This window comes from Clostridium sp. Marseille-P2415, from assembly GCF_900155545.1.
Classification (GTDB): Bacteria; Bacillota; Clostridia; order Lachnospirales; family Lachnospiraceae; genus Lacrimispora.
Genome location: NZ_LT732525.1, coordinates 217221 through 232061, shown reverse-complemented (window position 1 = coordinate 232061; position 14841 = coordinate 217221). Strand labels below are relative to the sequence as shown.

The following is a 14841-nucleotide window of genomic DNA, read 5'->3' as shown; positions in this document are numbered from 1 at the left end:
AAAAAATAACATATAGGAAGGTGAGAGGAATATGAGTAAATTTATGTCGGCAGAGGAAGCGGTGAAGCTGATTAAGGACGGTGACAGCGTGGCTGTGTCAGGCAATGGAGGAGGTATCATGGAACCGAATGCGTTGTTTGAAGCCCTGGAAAGGCGGTTTCTTAATGAGAAAAAGCCGCGGGATTTGACATTGACCCATTCAGCTGGGATCGGTGACAAGGATCAGGGAGGCATCAGCCGCTTTGTCCATGAGGGAATGGTCAAACGGGTGGTAGGCGGACATTGGGGCTGGTCGCCCAAGATGCAGCAGATGGCCAATGAGAATCAGATTGAGGCCTATAACCTTCCCCAGGGAATCATAACCCTGCAGTACCGTGAGATCGCTGCAAAGCGTGTGGGCGTGGTCACTCAGACAGGATTGAAGACATTCGTGGACCCTCGTATTTCAGGGGGAAAGTTAAACGATGTGACCAGGGAGGACCTGGTGGAACTGATTCAGATGGATGGACAGGAGTGGCTCCGCTACAAGACATATCCGGTGACGGTTGCCCTGATTCGGGGAAGCATCGGTGATGAAGAGGGGAATATTTCCCTGGCTTACGAGCCCGCCTATCTGGAATCCATGGCCATCGCACAAGCTGTACACAACTGTGGCGGCATCGTGATTTGTCAGGTTAAGTTTGCGGCCAAGGCAGGGACCTTAAACCCTAAGGATGTGAGGATACCGGGTATCCTGGTGGATGCCGTTGTCGTAAATCCGGGCCAGCAGCAGACCATAGAGGGCGAATTCAATCCTGCCCTTACAGGCGATGTGAAGATGCCTGTGGAAAGCATGGATCCTATGGTTCTGGACCAGAGAAAGGTGGTGGCCAGAAGAGCCGCAATGGAACTGGCCGGGGGGAGCGTGATTAACCTTGGTTTCGGCATGCCGGACGGCGTGGCAAGGGTGGCTGCAGAGGAGGGAATCTCCGGCTATATAAAGATGACCATCGAGCAGGGAATCATCGGCGGTGTGCCTGCCGGGGGAGCCATCTTCGGAGTGGCTTACAATTCCGAAGCCATGATTGACGGCCCTTCCCAGTTCGATTTTTACAGCGGAGGCGGACTGGACCTGACCTGTCTTGGACTGGCCCAGGCAGACAGCCGCGGAAATGTGAATGTGAGTAAATTCGGTCCCACCATAGCGGGATGCGGCGGCTTTATTGACATTTCCCAGACAGCCAAGAAGTGTGTGTTCTGTGGGACATTTACTGCTGGGGGACTGAAGACGGAGATCCGGGACGGAAAGCTTAATATCCTTAAGGAAGGACGCCACAAGAAATTTTTAAAGGACGTGGAACACATTACATTCAGCGGAGATTATGCCCGTGAGACAAATCAGAGTGTGCTCTATGTGACGGAGAGGGCCGTATTTGAGATGACCGGGGAAGGGCTCGTGCTTAAGGAAATTGCACCAGGGGCAGACCTTCAGAAGGATATCCTGGACCAGATGGATTTTGTTCCCCTGATGCCGGAGCAGCCAAGCCTTATGGATGAGAGAATTTTCCGCCCGGAGCGTATGGGATTATCAGAATAGGAGGACGAATGTGATGATAGAAGGAATCAGATTAGAGAAAAAAGAAGGTTACGCAATCTTAACGGTGGATATACCACAGACAAGGAATGCCCTCAGTGTGCCCATTGTGGAATACATGGATACACTGGCAGACCAGGTTCGTGCAGACAAGAGCATTCACTGTTTGATTATCACGGGGGGAGGGGAGAAGTCCTTTGTAGCAGGAGCTGATATCGCCAGGCTGGTGAAGATGTCACCGGAGGAATCCAGATATTCCATCGAGATAGGCCATAAGCTGTTTTCCAAAATTGAGACCATGGATATCCCCGTTGTGGCCGCTGTTAACGGATACTGCCTGGGCGGCGGGCTGGAGATTGCCATGTGCTGTGATATCCGTATCTGTTCCGCCAATGCTAAATTCGGACTGCCGGAGATTAATATCGGCATGATACCAGGCTGGGGCGGTACACTGCGCCTGCCAAGGCTGATTGGTGAGAGCAGAGCCAAGAACATGCTTTTAAGGGGCAGGATGATTACGGCTCAGGAGGCGCTGGACTACGGCCTTGTGGCAGAGGTATATGAAGATGTGGCGGTGATGAGGGAAAAAGCGGAGGAGCTGGCAAGGGAACTGGCTTCTAAAGCGCCTGTGACCATGAAGATTGACAAGCGCCTCGTATATGACGCTGCCAACAAACAGCCTGCGGACATTGCGCAGAGGGATGCCCTGGCCCTGGGATTTATATATACTACCCACGATGCTATAGAAGGGCTTACGGCATTTCTTGAAAAGCGCCCGCCAAAGTATGAAGGAAGGTAAAAGGATGAAAAAGGTAAACATATTCGAAGATATCGAGGGAACGGAATTTCCGGCAGGGAGAAGGACAAGGGTAATGATCGGGGAAAACGGGGCAATCAACGGTGATTATTTCTGCCAGGGATATGTAGTGATTTACCAGGGCGGCTCGGTTCCCATTCATGACCACGTGACGGTGGAGACATATACCATCCTGAAAGGCCGGGGGGAGATGACTGTGGACAACGAAACCGAGGAGGTGAAGGAAGGAGATACCATTTACATTGAAAGCGGCAAATCCCACGGACTTGTGAACACCGGAGCCGGGGAAATGCACATGATGTTTGTTTATGCACCTAAAATGGTAGCAGAGCACTGGGCCCAGGAAAGCTCTGGGGAACTGAAGTAGGAGGAAGACAGAAATGAAAAAGACAGCAATTGTAACAGGAGGAAGCAGGGGGATTGGATTTGGCATTGTCCGCCAGCTGGGACTTGACGGTTATAACGTGGCTATCCTGGATGTGAACAGCCCTGAGGATTATAAGGAAAATCTGGATGAGCTGGGCTGCCTGGGCATAGATTACCTGTATGTGCAGGGAAGCACCACCGACAGAGGAGACAGGGAAGAATTCCTTAGACAGGCAGTGGAAAGGTATGGAGATATCGATGTACTGGTGAACAATGCAGGGGTTGCTCCTAAGGTGAGGCAGGACCTTCTGGAGATGACGGAGGAAAGCTTTGACTATGTGGTAGGAACCAACACAAAAGGTACCATGTTTATGACCCAGCTGGTGGCAAAGCAGATGCTTAAGCAGGAGGTTAAGAGCCGCCGCCGCGGCGTGATTGTAAATATCAGTTCCAGCTCCGTCACTGTATCCTCCATCAACAGGGGAGAATACTGCGTTTCAAAGGCAGGCGTGGCCATGCTTACCACCTTGTATGCGGACCGTCTGGCAGCAAACGCCATACAGGTATATGAGATCCGTCCGGGCGTAATTGATACGGATATGACAAAGGTGGTTCACAAGAAGTACAGCGACTTAATTGACCAGGGGGTATTCCCCATTGCCAGGTGGGGTACGCCACAGGACATTGCCGATGCGGTCAGCGCATTCTGCAGTGAGAAATTCATCTACAGTACAGGCAATTATATTGATATTGACGGCGGGTTTCATATTAAGAAGCTCTGATTATAACATTAAGGAGAGGAAATCTTATGAGAGCAGCAAAAACAGTGGCAGCACTTATTCTGAGTTTAATCATGATGGTAAGTCTGACAGGATGTGGAACTGTGGATAACGGAAAGCGCATCATCAGGATATCCAACAGTCAGCCGATAACTCATCCCGATAATATTGGATTACTGGCATTTAAGGATTATGTGGAAAAGAATCTGGGGGATAAATACGAAGTACAGATTTTCCCGAATGAGCTTTTGGGTTCTTCCCAAAAGGCCATTGAACTGGTGCAAACAGGGGCTATTGAATATGTGGTGAGCAGCACCAGTAACCTGGAAACATTTAACAATATATACCAGATATTCAGTCTCCCCTATCTGTTTAAAGGGCTGGAAGGATTCAATGCTGTAATAGAGGATGACGATTTTATGAACAGCATCTACGAATCAACGGATGAATCCGGTTTTCGGGCAGTAGCGTGGTATACAGCCGGAGTGAGGAACATTTATGCAACAAAACCGATCCGCACACCGGATGATTTAAAGGGAATGAAAATCAGGGTACAGTCCAGTCCCACCAACGTGAGAATGATGGACATGATGGGAGCCGCTGCCGTGCCTATGAGCTACGGCGAGGTATATACAGCCATTCAACAAGGAGTAATTGACGGTGCCGAGAACAGCGAGATGGCACTTACCACCATGAAACACGGGGAGGTTGCAAAGTACTATACGTATAACCAGCATCAGATCGTGCCGGATCTGCTGGTGGCAAACTTAAAATTCCTGGAGAGCCTGACGCCTGAGGAGAGGGCGGTCTTTGACGAGGCGGCTAAAATCAGCACTCAGGCGGAGGTCCAGGCATGGAACGGCCAGATCGAGGATGTGAAAAAACAGGCGGAGGAAATGGGCGTGGAGTTCATTGAGACAGATATGGAGCCGTTCAGGCAGAAGGTGCTGCCTCTCCATGAGGAAGTGCTGAAGAATAACCCGAGATTAGTACCCATCTATGATTCCATCCAGTCCATTCAGAATGCGGCCCTGGACGGGAAAGGAGGCAGCCGGAATGAGTAAGTTAAAAAAGACCATGGATCAAATATTGAGTGCCGTATGTGCAGTCATGTTCAGCTTTATGACGGTTATTGCTGTGTACCAGGTGGTTACCAGATATGTGTTCAACAATCCCAGTTCGTTTTCAGAGGAACTTTTGACCTACAGCTTTGCATGGATGTCCATGTTTGCTGCAACCCTGGTCTTTGGAGAGCGGGACCATATGCGCCTTGCATACTTTGCTGATAAGCTCACAGAGAAAAAGGGAATCCTGCTGGCAGTGGCGACAGAGTGCATCATACTCGTATTTACCGTATTGGTGCTGATTTACGGAGGCATATCCATAACAAAGCTCACCATGACCCAGGTGACAGCATCCCTGGGAATACCTATGGGTTATGTGTACAGCATCATGCCTGTCAGCGGAGTACTGACAGCGGTCTACAGCATCATCAATATAGCAAATCTGTGCGGACAGTTAAAAGCACAGTAGAAAGGAATCCATATGAGTATAGCATTATTTTCCGGCCTGATCATAGCAGTCGTCCTGATCGTCATGCTGCTGGCAGGTGTCCCGATTGCGGTTTCTCTGGGCATTTCATCTATTCTGGCTATCCTGCCCACCCTGAATTTCGGGGCCACCGTACTGACAGCAACCCAGCGTATTTTTTCCGGTATCTCGATTTTCACACTTTTAGCCATCCCATTTTTCATTTTGGCCGGAAATATCATGAATAAAGGCGGTATCGCCCTCCGTTTGATTAATTTTGCCAAGGTCCTTACAGGGCGGGTGCCGGGTTCACTGGCCCATACCAATGCGGTTGCCAATATGCTGTTCGGCGCTATATCAGGCTCCGGTGTGGCGGCAGCTTCCGCCATGGGTTCCATTATCGGCCCTATTGAAAAAGAAGAGGGATATGACGATAATTTTGCCGCAGCAGTTAATGTTGCCACGGCGCCTACGGGGCTGCTCATTCCCCCGAGCAATGTACTGATCACATACTCTCTGGTCAGCGGCGGCACCTCGGTGGCTGCGCTGTTCATGGGCGGTTATATCCCAGGTATCCTATGGGGCGTTGCGTGTATGGCTGTTGCATTCTTCTATGCAAAAAAACACGGGTATAAGAGCTCTGTAAAGCTAACCTTCAAGGAAGCCATGGTGATTACCTGGCAGGCTATCCCCAGCCTGATGCTGATTGTTATCGTAATCGGCGGAATCATTGCCGGTGTGTTTACTGCCACGGAAGGATCTGCCATTGCAGTGGCCTACAGCCTGATTCTGTCCCTGTTTATCTACAGGACTATTAACTTAAAGGAGCTGACAGGCATCCTTATTGACAGTGCAAAAATGACAGGCATTATCATTTTTCTGGTAGGCGCATCCAATATCATGGCCTGGGTCATGACGTTTACAGGAATTCCGGAGGCAATCTCATCCGCCCTGCTGGGAATCAGCAAAAGCCCGGTAGTGATACTTTTAATTATCAACGTGTTCCTTCTATTTGTCGGAACCTTTATGGATATTACGCCTGCGGTACTGATTTTCACGCCTATTTTCCTGCCAATCTGCCAGTCCTTTGGAATGAGTGCTCTGCAGTTTGGTATCATGATAACCTACAATCTGTGTATCGGAACCATCACACCTCCGGTTGGAAACATCCTGTTTGTAGGAGTCAAGGTGGCTAAGCTCAGACTGGAAGGCGTCATGAAGCCACTGTTCTCCTATTATGCCGTAATTTTTGTGGTTCTTATGCTTGTCACCTTTATTCCGGCAGTTTCCATGTGGCTGCCAGGTCTGGCCGGTTATTAACCGGATATGGATTCCGGGAAGAACTCATGATTTGTACGAATTTTTGATCCCTATATACTTGATTTTGAAGCATCTTCTGTTATATAGTATTGTATAGCTGAGAAAAAGGGAGACAATCATGAGTACAATTAAAGAAGTTGCGAAATTAGCCGGGGTATCGCCCAGCACAGTATCCAGAACCTTGTCAAACCGGATATTTGTAGAAGAAGAGACACGTCAAAAGGTACTGAAGGCGGTGGAGGAACTGAATTATAAGCCCAGCATTATGGCCAAGGCCCTTAGGGAAGGAAAGACTTACACCATAGCGCTTCTGGTTCCGGATATCAACAGTCTCTTCTATCCGATGATCATGAAAAGCATTGAGAAGTATGCCGCACAAAAAGGATATTCCATAATCCTGTATAACAACAATGAGGATATTGAATGTGAAAAACGCAATATGGAAATGTTGGGGAGCAGGGGGATCGATGGAGTTCTGTGCATGAGCGTGGAGGATGATATCCGTCATTTAGTGCATTTTCAGAAGGAAAATAAAGTGCCGGTGGTGCTCGTGAACAGGAATTTTACCGAGGACATCAGCTGCATTACTGTTGATAATGAATATGGCGGATACCTGATGACGAAATACCTTCTTGACATGGGGCACAGAAAGATTGCCGGGATGTTTGGTGATTTCAGCCGGCAGAGGTTCAGGGAGCGGTATAATGGCTGCAAGAAGGCCATGGAAGAGTACGGGATTGAAAATTATAAGAAGTATTTTATCTACGATGTGAATACGATAGAGGAAGCTTATAAGTGTACCCAGGATGTACTTTCCAGAGAGGACAGGCCCACAGCCTTTTTTGCCAGCCTGGACATATTGGCAATCGGAATTTACAGTGGCATCATTGAAAGCGGACTTGTGATCCCACAGGATGTATCCGTAGTGGGATTTGACAACATTTTCATGACCCAATACATGACGCCGTCACTGACTACTTACAATGCGCCCATTGACCGTCTGGCACAACAGTGTGTGGAGTGCCTGACCGGGCAGATTGAAAATGGAAAGGCGGCGGTACGGATGATTTTGAAAGGGGAGCTGATAGAGCGGAAATCGGTTTGTCCATTGCCTGCGGGGGAATAAGGTGAGATACCCGTAAAGATGCAGGATATAATACTTTTCAATATTGTTATTATCGCAGCCAAAAGCAGAAAAAATGAGCAGACCGGATCTTTTTGCAGGATTCGGTCTGCTCTTCGCTTTGCAGTACCCAGATTATTTTACCGCTTTTTCGCTCTTTAAAATCCTTCTCATGGAATACATAACAAAAGCGGCCACAATCAATTCTGTCACCGGCATGGCGGCCCACAAAGCATTTCCACCAAAAAATATTGGTAGAATAAGGATGAGAGTTCCGCTGATGACCATGCCCCGTGCGACGGAAATCACAAATGAGGTACCCGGCTTCATAACAGATTGAAAATAATATGTAGAGTATATATTGAAAGGCAGCAGCAGGAACGACAGACAGTAGCAGCGTATGATCAATGGGGCAATTTGAAGAACCTCCTCAGTCGGAGTCATAAATAAATAGACGAACGAGTTGGGAACCGCCATGGTAAGCGAGGTCCAGATGCCGCTTACAACTCCCACAGTGATCAAATTGTAGCGGATCAGCTTTTGGATTCTATCAAGCTTCTGCGCGCCGAAATTTATGGATAGAATCGGCTGAGCGGCCTGGCCGATGCCGTAAGCGCAGCATTGTACGAATGTGCTGATGTTTACAATGATTCCATATACAGCGAGAGCATTCGCCCCGGAATATCTCATGATCTGCCGATTGAACAGCATGGTCAGAATTCCCATGGCGATATCAATGAAGAATGTTGAAAAGCCTGTCATGAGAATTTGTTTTGCCTTTGCAGGCAAACGGGGTGGGCATACGAACTTCAGCGTATTTCCGGCGCTGAAAAAATGCGTTATCATCACCGCAAGCGACAGACTGGCGCCTCCAACCGTAGCGATACCCGCGCCGATAATTCCTAAATCAAAGGTGAATACAAGTAAGTAATCTCCGATAATATTGAAAACACCTCCGATCATAACGGCTTTCGTTGCGAGTCCGGGATTGGAATCATTTCGTAAAAAGGCGGATAGCAGTTGGGTAAAAAGAAACACCGGCACGCAGAACTTTACAGGAAACAGATACCTTTTCGCTAAAGGAATAAGTGTCTCATCGGCGCCAAATAAAAGCAATAGCTGATCCTCAAAAAAGATGAGGGAACACCACAGTACTGCAGCAAACAACGCTGTGAGAATAACCGCCGCTGAGAAATATTCATTTCCTTTGCCGGAATCACTGCTTTTCCCCCGGCTTGAACTAAAAAGAATGGAGCCGCCTATGCCCGTAAGAAGACCAAAGCTATATATAATATTCCAAACAGGCGCAATCACCGCCATGGCTGCAGAGCCGGTTGGGCCGTGGTATTGACCGACCATTACCATATCCACCAATCCATAGACGGATGTGATTAAAGCGCTTCCAAAAGAAGCCGTTAAATATTTCAAATAAATTTGTTTTACATTTCCATTTAGTAAATCCATTAGTTCCTCCTCTCTAAAAACAAAAAAAGCCGGATAAGATAACAGGTGTTCCATCCTGCCATCTTATCCAGCTTGTCATTTCTGATGAATGACTCGCCCTCCGAGTGATCAGTAATTATTATAACATATTTTTCCATGAAGTCAACTTCGAATAGTTGAACCAACCAAAATAGGCTGGCCGGGCGTGTCTGCCTGCTCCATATGGCTCCGATGTCACAGGCGGAAATCTACGGTGGTGCCACTGCACCTTTTGTACTGGATCTGGAGCAACTGTCACAGCGAATAAAGGAGCGCAGTTCCGTTGATACTCCCGCACTCTTTGAGCGTATTTTCAGAGGCGGTATGCCTGCCCTTGTCAGTGGGCAGAAAAGAGATTTCCGGTGCCATAGATTCGCTCAGGTTTATGGATTTTATCACGGCTGCTGCAGCCCTGTGCGGGCAGATGCTTAATTACAAGACCATTTCTGACGCTGCCGGTATCGATCAGGTCACCGCCAAAAACTGGCTTGGTATTTTAGAGAGACTGGGCATTGTGTTTTATCTTCATCCCTATTCCAACAATATGCTTAAACGCATGGTAACCAAGCCCAAGCTCTATTTCTATGACTGTGGCTTGGTGGCATACCTGACCAAATGGAGCGACAGAGATACCCTGATGAACGGCGCCATGAGCGGTACGATTCTTAAAAATTTTGTGGTATCGGAGATTGTCAAGAGCTATCAGAACTGCGGTCGGGAAGCCTTTATTTATTACTATCGGGATAAGGATACCAAGGAGATCGACATTCTGATGGAGGACAGCGGCAAGCTGTACCCTATGGAAATCAAGAAAACGGCCACCCCGCAGAGCCAGCTTACCCGGGTGTTTGGGGTTATTGATAAAGCCACCTTGGAGCGTGGGACAGGGGCAGTGCTTTGTACAACTGATAGTTTAAAGGCGAGGTAAAATGTTCTCATTTTGATATATTTTTATAAGCTTTTTGCCGACCGCTGTCAGATTGCGTTCCTGAGCGACGCGAAGGCCACAAGCTGTAAGGTCAGGTAAAGTACCATCTAAAATGCCAGCTGCTTTCTCGGCAAATTGCTTGAATTCTTTCGCTTTGTAGATGTTTTTTCCATCAGCCAGCCATCCTTCATAGACAGGAATATCCCGGACAAGAGCAGGGATACCGCAGGCGAGAGCTTCCAGCACAACAATTCCTTCGGTCTCTTCATAAGAGAAGAAGGTGAACAAGTCACAGCCGCAATAGGCATCCCGGAGTTCATCGCGCTCTATATATCCGGGGAAACTCAAATTTTCAGGTGCGCTTTTAATAGCGGTTTGGATATGCTTTGGAACGAGATTCAGGTTTGTATATCCAAACCAAAAGAAGCGCACCTTTGGCATGCTGCGGGCAAGCTCTATAAAATCTAAAAGGCCCTTGCGTTCGATATAGTGGCCAACGGAGATAACCGCTTTATCAGAAGGAAGGAGATGGTATTTTGCCCGAAATGCGGCACGCTTAGTCGGACTGTAAGCAAAAAAGTCCGTGTCAATTCCATTGGACAGGTTATAGATCGGGGTTTTGATTCCATAACTTTTAAGCAGCATTTTTGAGTAGACAGTGGGAGTTATAATAACATCCCCGAGTTCATAACAGCGGATAATCCACCGTTTAAACAAGGGTGCGAAAATATTAGAACCTTTAAATGAATTTCTAAAATCTTCCATGGTGGAATGCCCGTAATAAATGATTTTCTTATGCCGTTTACGGGCCAGCCATGCCGCAGCAAAAGAATCGGGAAATACGGTATTGATATGCACAACCGAAGCGGTTTTGGTGAATTTATCTGTTGTCTTAAAGCCGATGCGCTCCAGCATGGCCCTTTGGTGTAGGACTGCCCGTCCGACACCGCTTTTTTGTACCAGCGAAAGGCAGCCGGAATATAAGGTGATAAGCATGAATAACTCCTTTCCTATTGCACGATAGATACAATAGACTGCAAAATTACATTGAGCCCCAAACTATAAAGGGCAATTGAGAACGGTTTGCCGAGCAGAATAATGGCCGTGAATTCTTTCCAGCTCAACTTTGTGGTCCCGGCTAAGTAACACAAAAAGTCATCGGGAGCTACCGGAAAAAAGATTGCAATGGCAAACCATTTTGCAAATTGGCTTTCTTTGTTTGTCCATGCGTCATACTTCGTAATTATCTTCTCATTGAAAAGAGCATGTATAATGGGCTTTCCGAAGGTACGGGCTATGGCGAACGCCGCAAGAGAACCAATACATATGCCGATATAATTATAGAGAAAGCCAAGCCAAGGTCCAAAAAGCAAGACACCGGCAAGGCAGCCAAGCCCGCCCGGAAGAATAGGCATGACGACCTGAACTGCTTGGAAGCCGATAAAAACCAATGCGCTTAGGGCGCCAAAGCCGGCAAGGTATTCCTGCAGAGCGTCAATGGAGGTAAAGAGGTTATTATGAATGGCGTAAACTGAAAAAATTATGCAGATAAACAGGCTGACGGCAGAAATAATACCGATGGTTTTTTTGACTAAGCTCATTTTCATGATAACGCCTTCTGACGGGTGATTTTCCAACTCTCAGGAAAATCTCTAAGCACATCAAAATAGATATGCTCGACTTTTTCGGCAAATGTTGCTGAGGAAAATATCTGATGAGCCAATCCGGCGGCATTTATTTTCATATTTTTTTGTATTTTGGTATCAGCAAAGAAAGAAGTCAGTTTTTCGAAAAAATCATTTTCATCCTCATATTGCCAGCCATTGCATCCATTTAATATGACACCGTCCAGACATTTGTCTTTGCGGCAAAGAGCCGGCAGACCGGAAGCCAGGGCTTCAATGTACGTAAGCCCCTGAGTCTCACTGGTAGAAGCGCTGATAAACAGATCACCGAGATGATAGTAATCTTTGACAAGCTCCGGGGGAATCATACCGGTAAATTGAACAGAATTCCGAATGCCAAGTTCCAATGATAAGTGTTCCAATATATCACGATAAGGGCCGTCGCCTACGATTAAAAAGGTCATCTCCGGAATATTGCATTTGGCGTAATATTGCAGCAGTTCCTCAAGGTTCTTTTCTTTAGCAAGGCGGCCGACATAGAGCAAAATCCGGTTTTCATACGGAATGCCGAGTTGCTTTTTGATTTCGAGACATCTTTGGAAGGAGGGGGCTTTCGAGAATTGCGCTATATCAATTCCCGTCGGAACCACATGGATGTTATGGTTAATACCATATCGGTTTAAAAGTGTCTGCACTTTTTCCGTGGGCGCAATCACACCTGCCGTTTGCCTGATGACCCAGCGCGACAACGAGGCAACCAGGAGATGTCCCCATTTTTTATTTGGCAGGCAATAATGGGTATAGTCCTCATAAACGGTGTGGTATGAGTGGATAACAGGAATATTCAAGCTTTTAGAAATCCGCCGGGCAATAAGGAAGGTGGAGAATTCACACTGGGAGTGTATAATATCCGGCTGCCAATTGATAAGATCCTGCACGAAGCTGCTAAATAAAGCTGCCTTTATACGAGCCCCGGGATAGATAACTCCGGCATCCACTGAGCCGATGTATGTCACGCCATCCACTTCAAAAGAATGAATGGTCTGTGACAAGGTAAGGACACGGACATCGTGTCCGCGCCGCACAAGCTCTTTTCGCAAATTTAACACGGAAGTCACCACTCCGTTGATGGTTGGCTCATACCAGTCTGTTGTAATTAATATTTTCATAATTGAGTATACCTTTCTGATAAGATGGAAAGTCGTCTGCCGTCCGGTAACAAAGCCAGTATAAGCAAGCAGTTTAAACTCAACTTAAACTGTAGATAAAATATCAGAGGATTATATATTAAATCAATATCCTTAATGAAGACGATATTCAATTCTTATAGTTTTCTAAAATTATTTTTTACATTTCTTCAAATATAAATTCAAAATTTTAACTTGGTGTGAAATGCTCTTGCTGACGGCGAGGGGAGATGGCCATCTGTTTTGCAGAGGGCGCTATTCAAAATTGTCCGTAAGTGATGTCAAGCTTATGTGATATAATGTAATATTGTAAGCCAGACGATAAGATGCAAAACTTAAAAGATAATAATAAAATAACAGCAAGTAAAATCAAGCAGTAACGTCTCTATTTCTTTATAATAAATGTAGGGTGGTCGAAACGAGGTGAACAGACGAATGTACGAGTGGCAGAAACAAATTCAAATAATCGTTGATGAAATTGATAAATGTATTAAAAATTATAATGATGAAGCCTTAACACTACGCTTTCTTTCCCGCAGGCTGGGTTATTCCGAATTTTATACAACGAGGAAATTCAAAGAAATATCGGGTATGCAATTTAGGGATTACCTGCGGCATAGAAAATTAGCCTTTGCACTAAAAGAGGTGCGGGATAGTGAAAAAGGCATTTTGGATATTGCTTTTGATTATGGTTTTTCATCACATGAAGCTTTTACCAGAGCTTTCAAGGGAACATATGGTGTAACTCCAAGTGAATACCGAAAAAAGCCTGATCCTGTCGTTCTTCGTACAAAAATAAACCCTTTCGACCGCTACTTTTTCGGATTAGGAGAGATTGGTATGTTGAAATCTACAGATGATGTTAAAATTTATTTTGTAACCATTCCCCCACACAAATTTTTACACATTAAAAACTATGAGAGTAATGGGTATTGGGATTTTTGGCAAAAGCAAAGTCTGATTCCGGGACAGGACTGCGAAACCATCTGCGGCCTGCTTGATAGTATCAAGGGTAAATTGGATGACGATGGCGGGAGCGAAGTTAACAGCGGCAGCGGCCAGATTATGGCGTACATCAATGACCCGGAGGGCAGGCTCTGCGATTGGGGTATTCCACGTACAGAGTGTTATGGTGTACGACTTTCTATTGATTATGAAGGTGAAATACCGACACAAATGCTTATGATCGATGTTCCAGAAGCCGAGTATATTGTCTTTGAACATGGGCCGTTTGATTATGAGCAGGAAAATCGCAGTGTGGAGGAAAAGATAGAAAAAGCAATGTCAACTTTTGATTTTTCAGGCACAGGTTACTGCTTTGATACCTCCCCCGGCAGAATCATTTACATGTATCACGATCCGGAACGGTTTTTCAAGTATATCAGACCAGTGCGGAGGTAAATAAAATCGACTGCCTGTTCAATATACAGGCGCTAATGAAGAAATTAATAGTAAATGGATATTCGGTCAACCAAACCGGGCACCACAAAAAGGCATAAAAAATCCCGCATAAACCTTTGGCTTATGCGGGATTTTTGTTAGCGGAAGCGGTGGGATTCGAACCCACGAGCCCTTGCGGACTACCGCATTTCGAGTGCGGCTCGTTATGACCACTTCGATACGCTTCCTTATTAAATATTGCTTTTTGATAAAAAGCGAACGATACGATTATACACGATAAATGCAGATTTGTGTAGTAGTTTTAACAAAATTTTTAAATTTTTCTCGTATAGGCTCATATACTATGGAAATAATAGGAATGTATCTGAAAAAGTGCATATTTTTTTCGGAAAAGTTCATTCCTTTTTGTTAAAAAAAGAGATAGAATGATAGTATCAAGGGAAAGGGGGTGCTTAAGATGAGACATATGAAATATACATTTTCCACAGTAGAAGAGCTGGTTGCATTTGTAGCAAGAGCAGAAAAATGCGACTTTGATATTGAAGTCAAATATAACCAATTGGTTATTGACGGAAAATCACTGATGGGCGTCATGATCATCGGCATTGGAAGGCAGGTAGAAATCGTCTGCCATAATGCAGCAGCTTCCCCCGAGGAATTAGTAGGTCATGTAGCCTGAATGCCAGGCATAAATAGAACAGAATAAGCCG

General features: G+C 46.1%; 15 protein-coding genes and 1 tRNA gene. 11 read left to right on the top strand and 5 right to left on the bottom strand.

The features are described 5' to 3' along the window. Positions 1-31: 31 nt before the first annotated feature. The 8 genes from BQ9856_RS01105 to BQ9856_RS01070 all read left to right on the top strand — a co-directional run bounded on the left by BQ9856_RS01105 (position 32) and on the right by BQ9856_RS01070 (position 7511). Positions 32-1576: an acyl CoA:acetate/3-ketoacid CoA transferase gene (locus BQ9856_RS01105; protein ID WP_077609347.1), complete on the top strand. Its 1545-nt coding sequence runs from the start codon at positions 32-34 to the stop codon at positions 1574-1576. A gap of 13 nt (positions 1577-1589) precedes the next feature. Then, positions 1590-2372 carry an enoyl-CoA hydratase/isomerase family protein gene (locus BQ9856_RS01100; protein WP_077609346.1) on the top strand — a complete coding sequence of 261 codons (783 nt, stop codon included), beginning with the start codon at positions 1590-1592 and terminating at the stop codon, positions 2370-2372. Positions 2373-2376: 4 nt separating this feature from the next. Then, complete coding sequence (locus BQ9856_RS01095) at positions 2377-2757, top strand: cupin domain-containing protein (RefSeq protein ID WP_077609345.1); 381 nt, start codon at positions 2377-2379, stop codon at positions 2755-2757. A gap of 13 nt (positions 2758-2770) precedes the next feature. Beyond that, positions 2771-3538 (top strand): 3-ketoacyl-ACP reductase, encoded by a 768-nt coding sequence (locus BQ9856_RS01090; protein ID WP_077609344.1) that lies wholly within the window; start codon positions 2771-2773, stop codon positions 3536-3538. A 26-nt stretch (positions 3539-3564) separates the two neighbouring features. After that, on the top strand, positions 3565-4599 hold the full coding sequence (locus BQ9856_RS01085) for a TRAP transporter substrate-binding protein (RefSeq protein ID WP_077609343.1): 1035 nt from the start codon (positions 3565-3567) through the stop codon (positions 4597-4599). Then, positions 4592-5068: a TRAP transporter small permease gene (locus BQ9856_RS01080; RefSeq protein WP_235839089.1), complete on the top strand. Its 477-nt coding sequence runs from the start codon at positions 4592-4594 to the stop codon at positions 5066-5068. Before BQ9856_RS01085 ends, BQ9856_RS01080 begins: the two co-directional genes overlap by 8 nt. A gap of 12 nt (positions 5069-5080) precedes the next feature. Continuing rightward, positions 5081-6385 (top strand): TRAP transporter large permease, encoded by a 1305-nt coding sequence (locus BQ9856_RS01075; protein ID WP_077609341.1) that lies wholly within the window; start codon positions 5081-5083, stop codon positions 6383-6385. Positions 6386-6503: 118 nt separating this feature from the next. Then, entirely contained in the window at positions 6504-7511 is a 1008-nt protein-coding gene (locus BQ9856_RS01070) for a LacI family DNA-binding transcriptional regulator (RefSeq protein WP_077609340.1), read from the top strand. 132 nt (positions 7512-7643) lie between these two features. On the opposite strand, the gene BQ9856_RS01065 is transcribed toward BQ9856_RS01070, so the two are convergent. Continuing rightward, positions 7644-8972, bottom strand: coding sequence for an MATE family efflux transporter (locus BQ9856_RS01065; RefSeq protein ID WP_077609339.1), 1329 nt, complete (start codon positions 8970-8972; stop codon positions 7644-7646). 358 nt (positions 8973-9330) lie between these two features. Between BQ9856_RS01065 and BQ9856_RS01060 the strand changes: the two genes are divergently transcribed. Further along, positions 9331-9918, top strand: a complete 588-nt coding sequence (locus BQ9856_RS01060) for a DUF4143 domain-containing protein (RefSeq protein WP_235839119.1) — start codon at positions 9331-9333, stop codon at positions 9916-9918. Here BQ9856_RS01060 and BQ9856_RS01055 read toward each other — a convergent pair. From BQ9856_RS01055 to BQ9856_RS01045, 3 genes are read right to left on the bottom strand one after another with little or no spacing between them, the layout of a single operon-like run. Beyond that, a complete protein-coding gene (locus tag BQ9856_RS01055) occupies positions 9904-10914 on the bottom strand; it encodes a glycosyltransferase (RefSeq protein WP_077609338.1) in 1011 nt (336 codons plus the stop codon). The two genes, BQ9856_RS01060 and BQ9856_RS01055, sit on opposite strands and share 15 nt — an antisense overlap. A gap of 14 nt (positions 10915-10928) precedes the next feature. After that, positions 10929-11525 carry a TVP38/TMEM64 family protein gene (locus tag BQ9856_RS01050; protein WP_139348625.1) on the bottom strand — a complete coding sequence of 199 codons (597 nt, stop codon included), beginning with the start codon at positions 11523-11525 and terminating at the stop codon, positions 10929-10931. After that, entirely contained in the window at positions 11522-12712 is a 1191-nt protein-coding gene (locus tag BQ9856_RS01045) for a glycosyltransferase family 4 protein (protein WP_077609337.1), read from the bottom strand. Before BQ9856_RS01045 ends, BQ9856_RS01050 begins: the two co-directional genes overlap by 4 nt. 453 nt (positions 12713-13165) lie before the next feature. Here BQ9856_RS01045 and BQ9856_RS01040 point away from each other — a divergent pair, with 453 nt between their 5' ends. Further along, on the top strand, positions 13166-14131 hold the full coding sequence (locus tag BQ9856_RS01040; RefSeq protein ID WP_077609336.1) for a helix-turn-helix transcriptional regulator: 966 nt from the start codon (positions 13166-13168) through the stop codon (positions 14129-14131). Positions 14132-14272: 141 nt separating this feature from the next. On the opposite strand, the gene BQ9856_RS01035 is transcribed toward BQ9856_RS01040, so the two are convergent. Continuing rightward, positions 14273-14358, bottom strand: a tRNA-Ser gene (locus BQ9856_RS01035). 230 nt (positions 14359-14588) lie between these two features. On the opposite strand from BQ9856_RS01035, the gene BQ9856_RS01030 reads away from it, so the two are divergent. Further along, complete coding sequence (locus BQ9856_RS01030) at positions 14589-14810, top strand: HPr family phosphocarrier protein (RefSeq protein WP_077609335.1); 222 nt, start codon at positions 14589-14591, stop codon at positions 14808-14810. Positions 14811-14841: the final 31 nt, after the last annotated feature.

Coding starts and splice junctions, on each gene's coding strand:
- BQ9856_RS01105 (WP_077609347.1), top strand. CDS start 32: ATGAGTAAATTTATGTCGGCAGAGGAAGCGGTGAAGCTGATTAAGGAC.
- BQ9856_RS01100 (WP_077609346.1), top strand. CDS start 1,590: ATGATAGAAGGAATCAGATTAGAGAAAAAAGAAGGTTACGCAATCTTA.
- BQ9856_RS01095 (WP_077609345.1), top strand. CDS start 2,377: ATGAAAAAGGTAAACATATTCGAAGATATCGAGGGAACGGAATTTCCG.
- BQ9856_RS01090 (WP_077609344.1), top strand. CDS start 2,771: ATGAAAAAGACAGCAATTGTAACAGGAGGAAGCAGGGGGATTGGATTT.
- BQ9856_RS01085 (WP_077609343.1), top strand. CDS start 3,565: ATGAGAGCAGCAAAAACAGTGGCAGCACTTATTCTGAGTTTAATCATG.
- BQ9856_RS01080 (WP_235839089.1), top strand. CDS start 4,592: ATGAGTAAGTTAAAAAAGACCATGGATCAAATATTGAGTGCCGTATGT.
- BQ9856_RS01075 (WP_077609341.1), top strand. CDS start 5,081: ATGAGTATAGCATTATTTTCCGGCCTGATCATAGCAGTCGTCCTGATC.
- BQ9856_RS01070 (WP_077609340.1), top strand. CDS start 6,504: ATGAGTACAATTAAAGAAGTTGCGAAATTAGCCGGGGTATCGCCCAGC.
- BQ9856_RS01065 (WP_077609339.1), bottom strand. CDS start 8,972: ATGGATTTACTAAATGGAAATGTAAAACAAATTTATTTGAAATATTTA.
- BQ9856_RS01055 (WP_077609338.1), bottom strand. CDS start 10,914: ATGCTTATCACCTTATATTCCGGCTGCCTTTCGCTGGTACAAAAAAGC.
- BQ9856_RS01050 (WP_139348625.1), bottom strand. CDS start 11,525: ATGAAAATGAGCTTAGTCAAAAAAACCATCGGTATTATTTCTGCCGTC.
- BQ9856_RS01045 (WP_077609337.1), bottom strand. CDS start 12,712: ATGAAAATATTAATTACAACAGACTGGTATGAGCCAACCATCAACGGA.
- BQ9856_RS01040 (WP_077609336.1), top strand. CDS start 13,166: ATGTACGAGTGGCAGAAACAAATTCAAATAATCGTTGATGAAATTGAT.
- BQ9856_RS01030 (WP_077609335.1), top strand. CDS start 14,589: ATGAGACATATGAAATATACATTTTCCACAGTAGAAGAGCTGGTTGCA.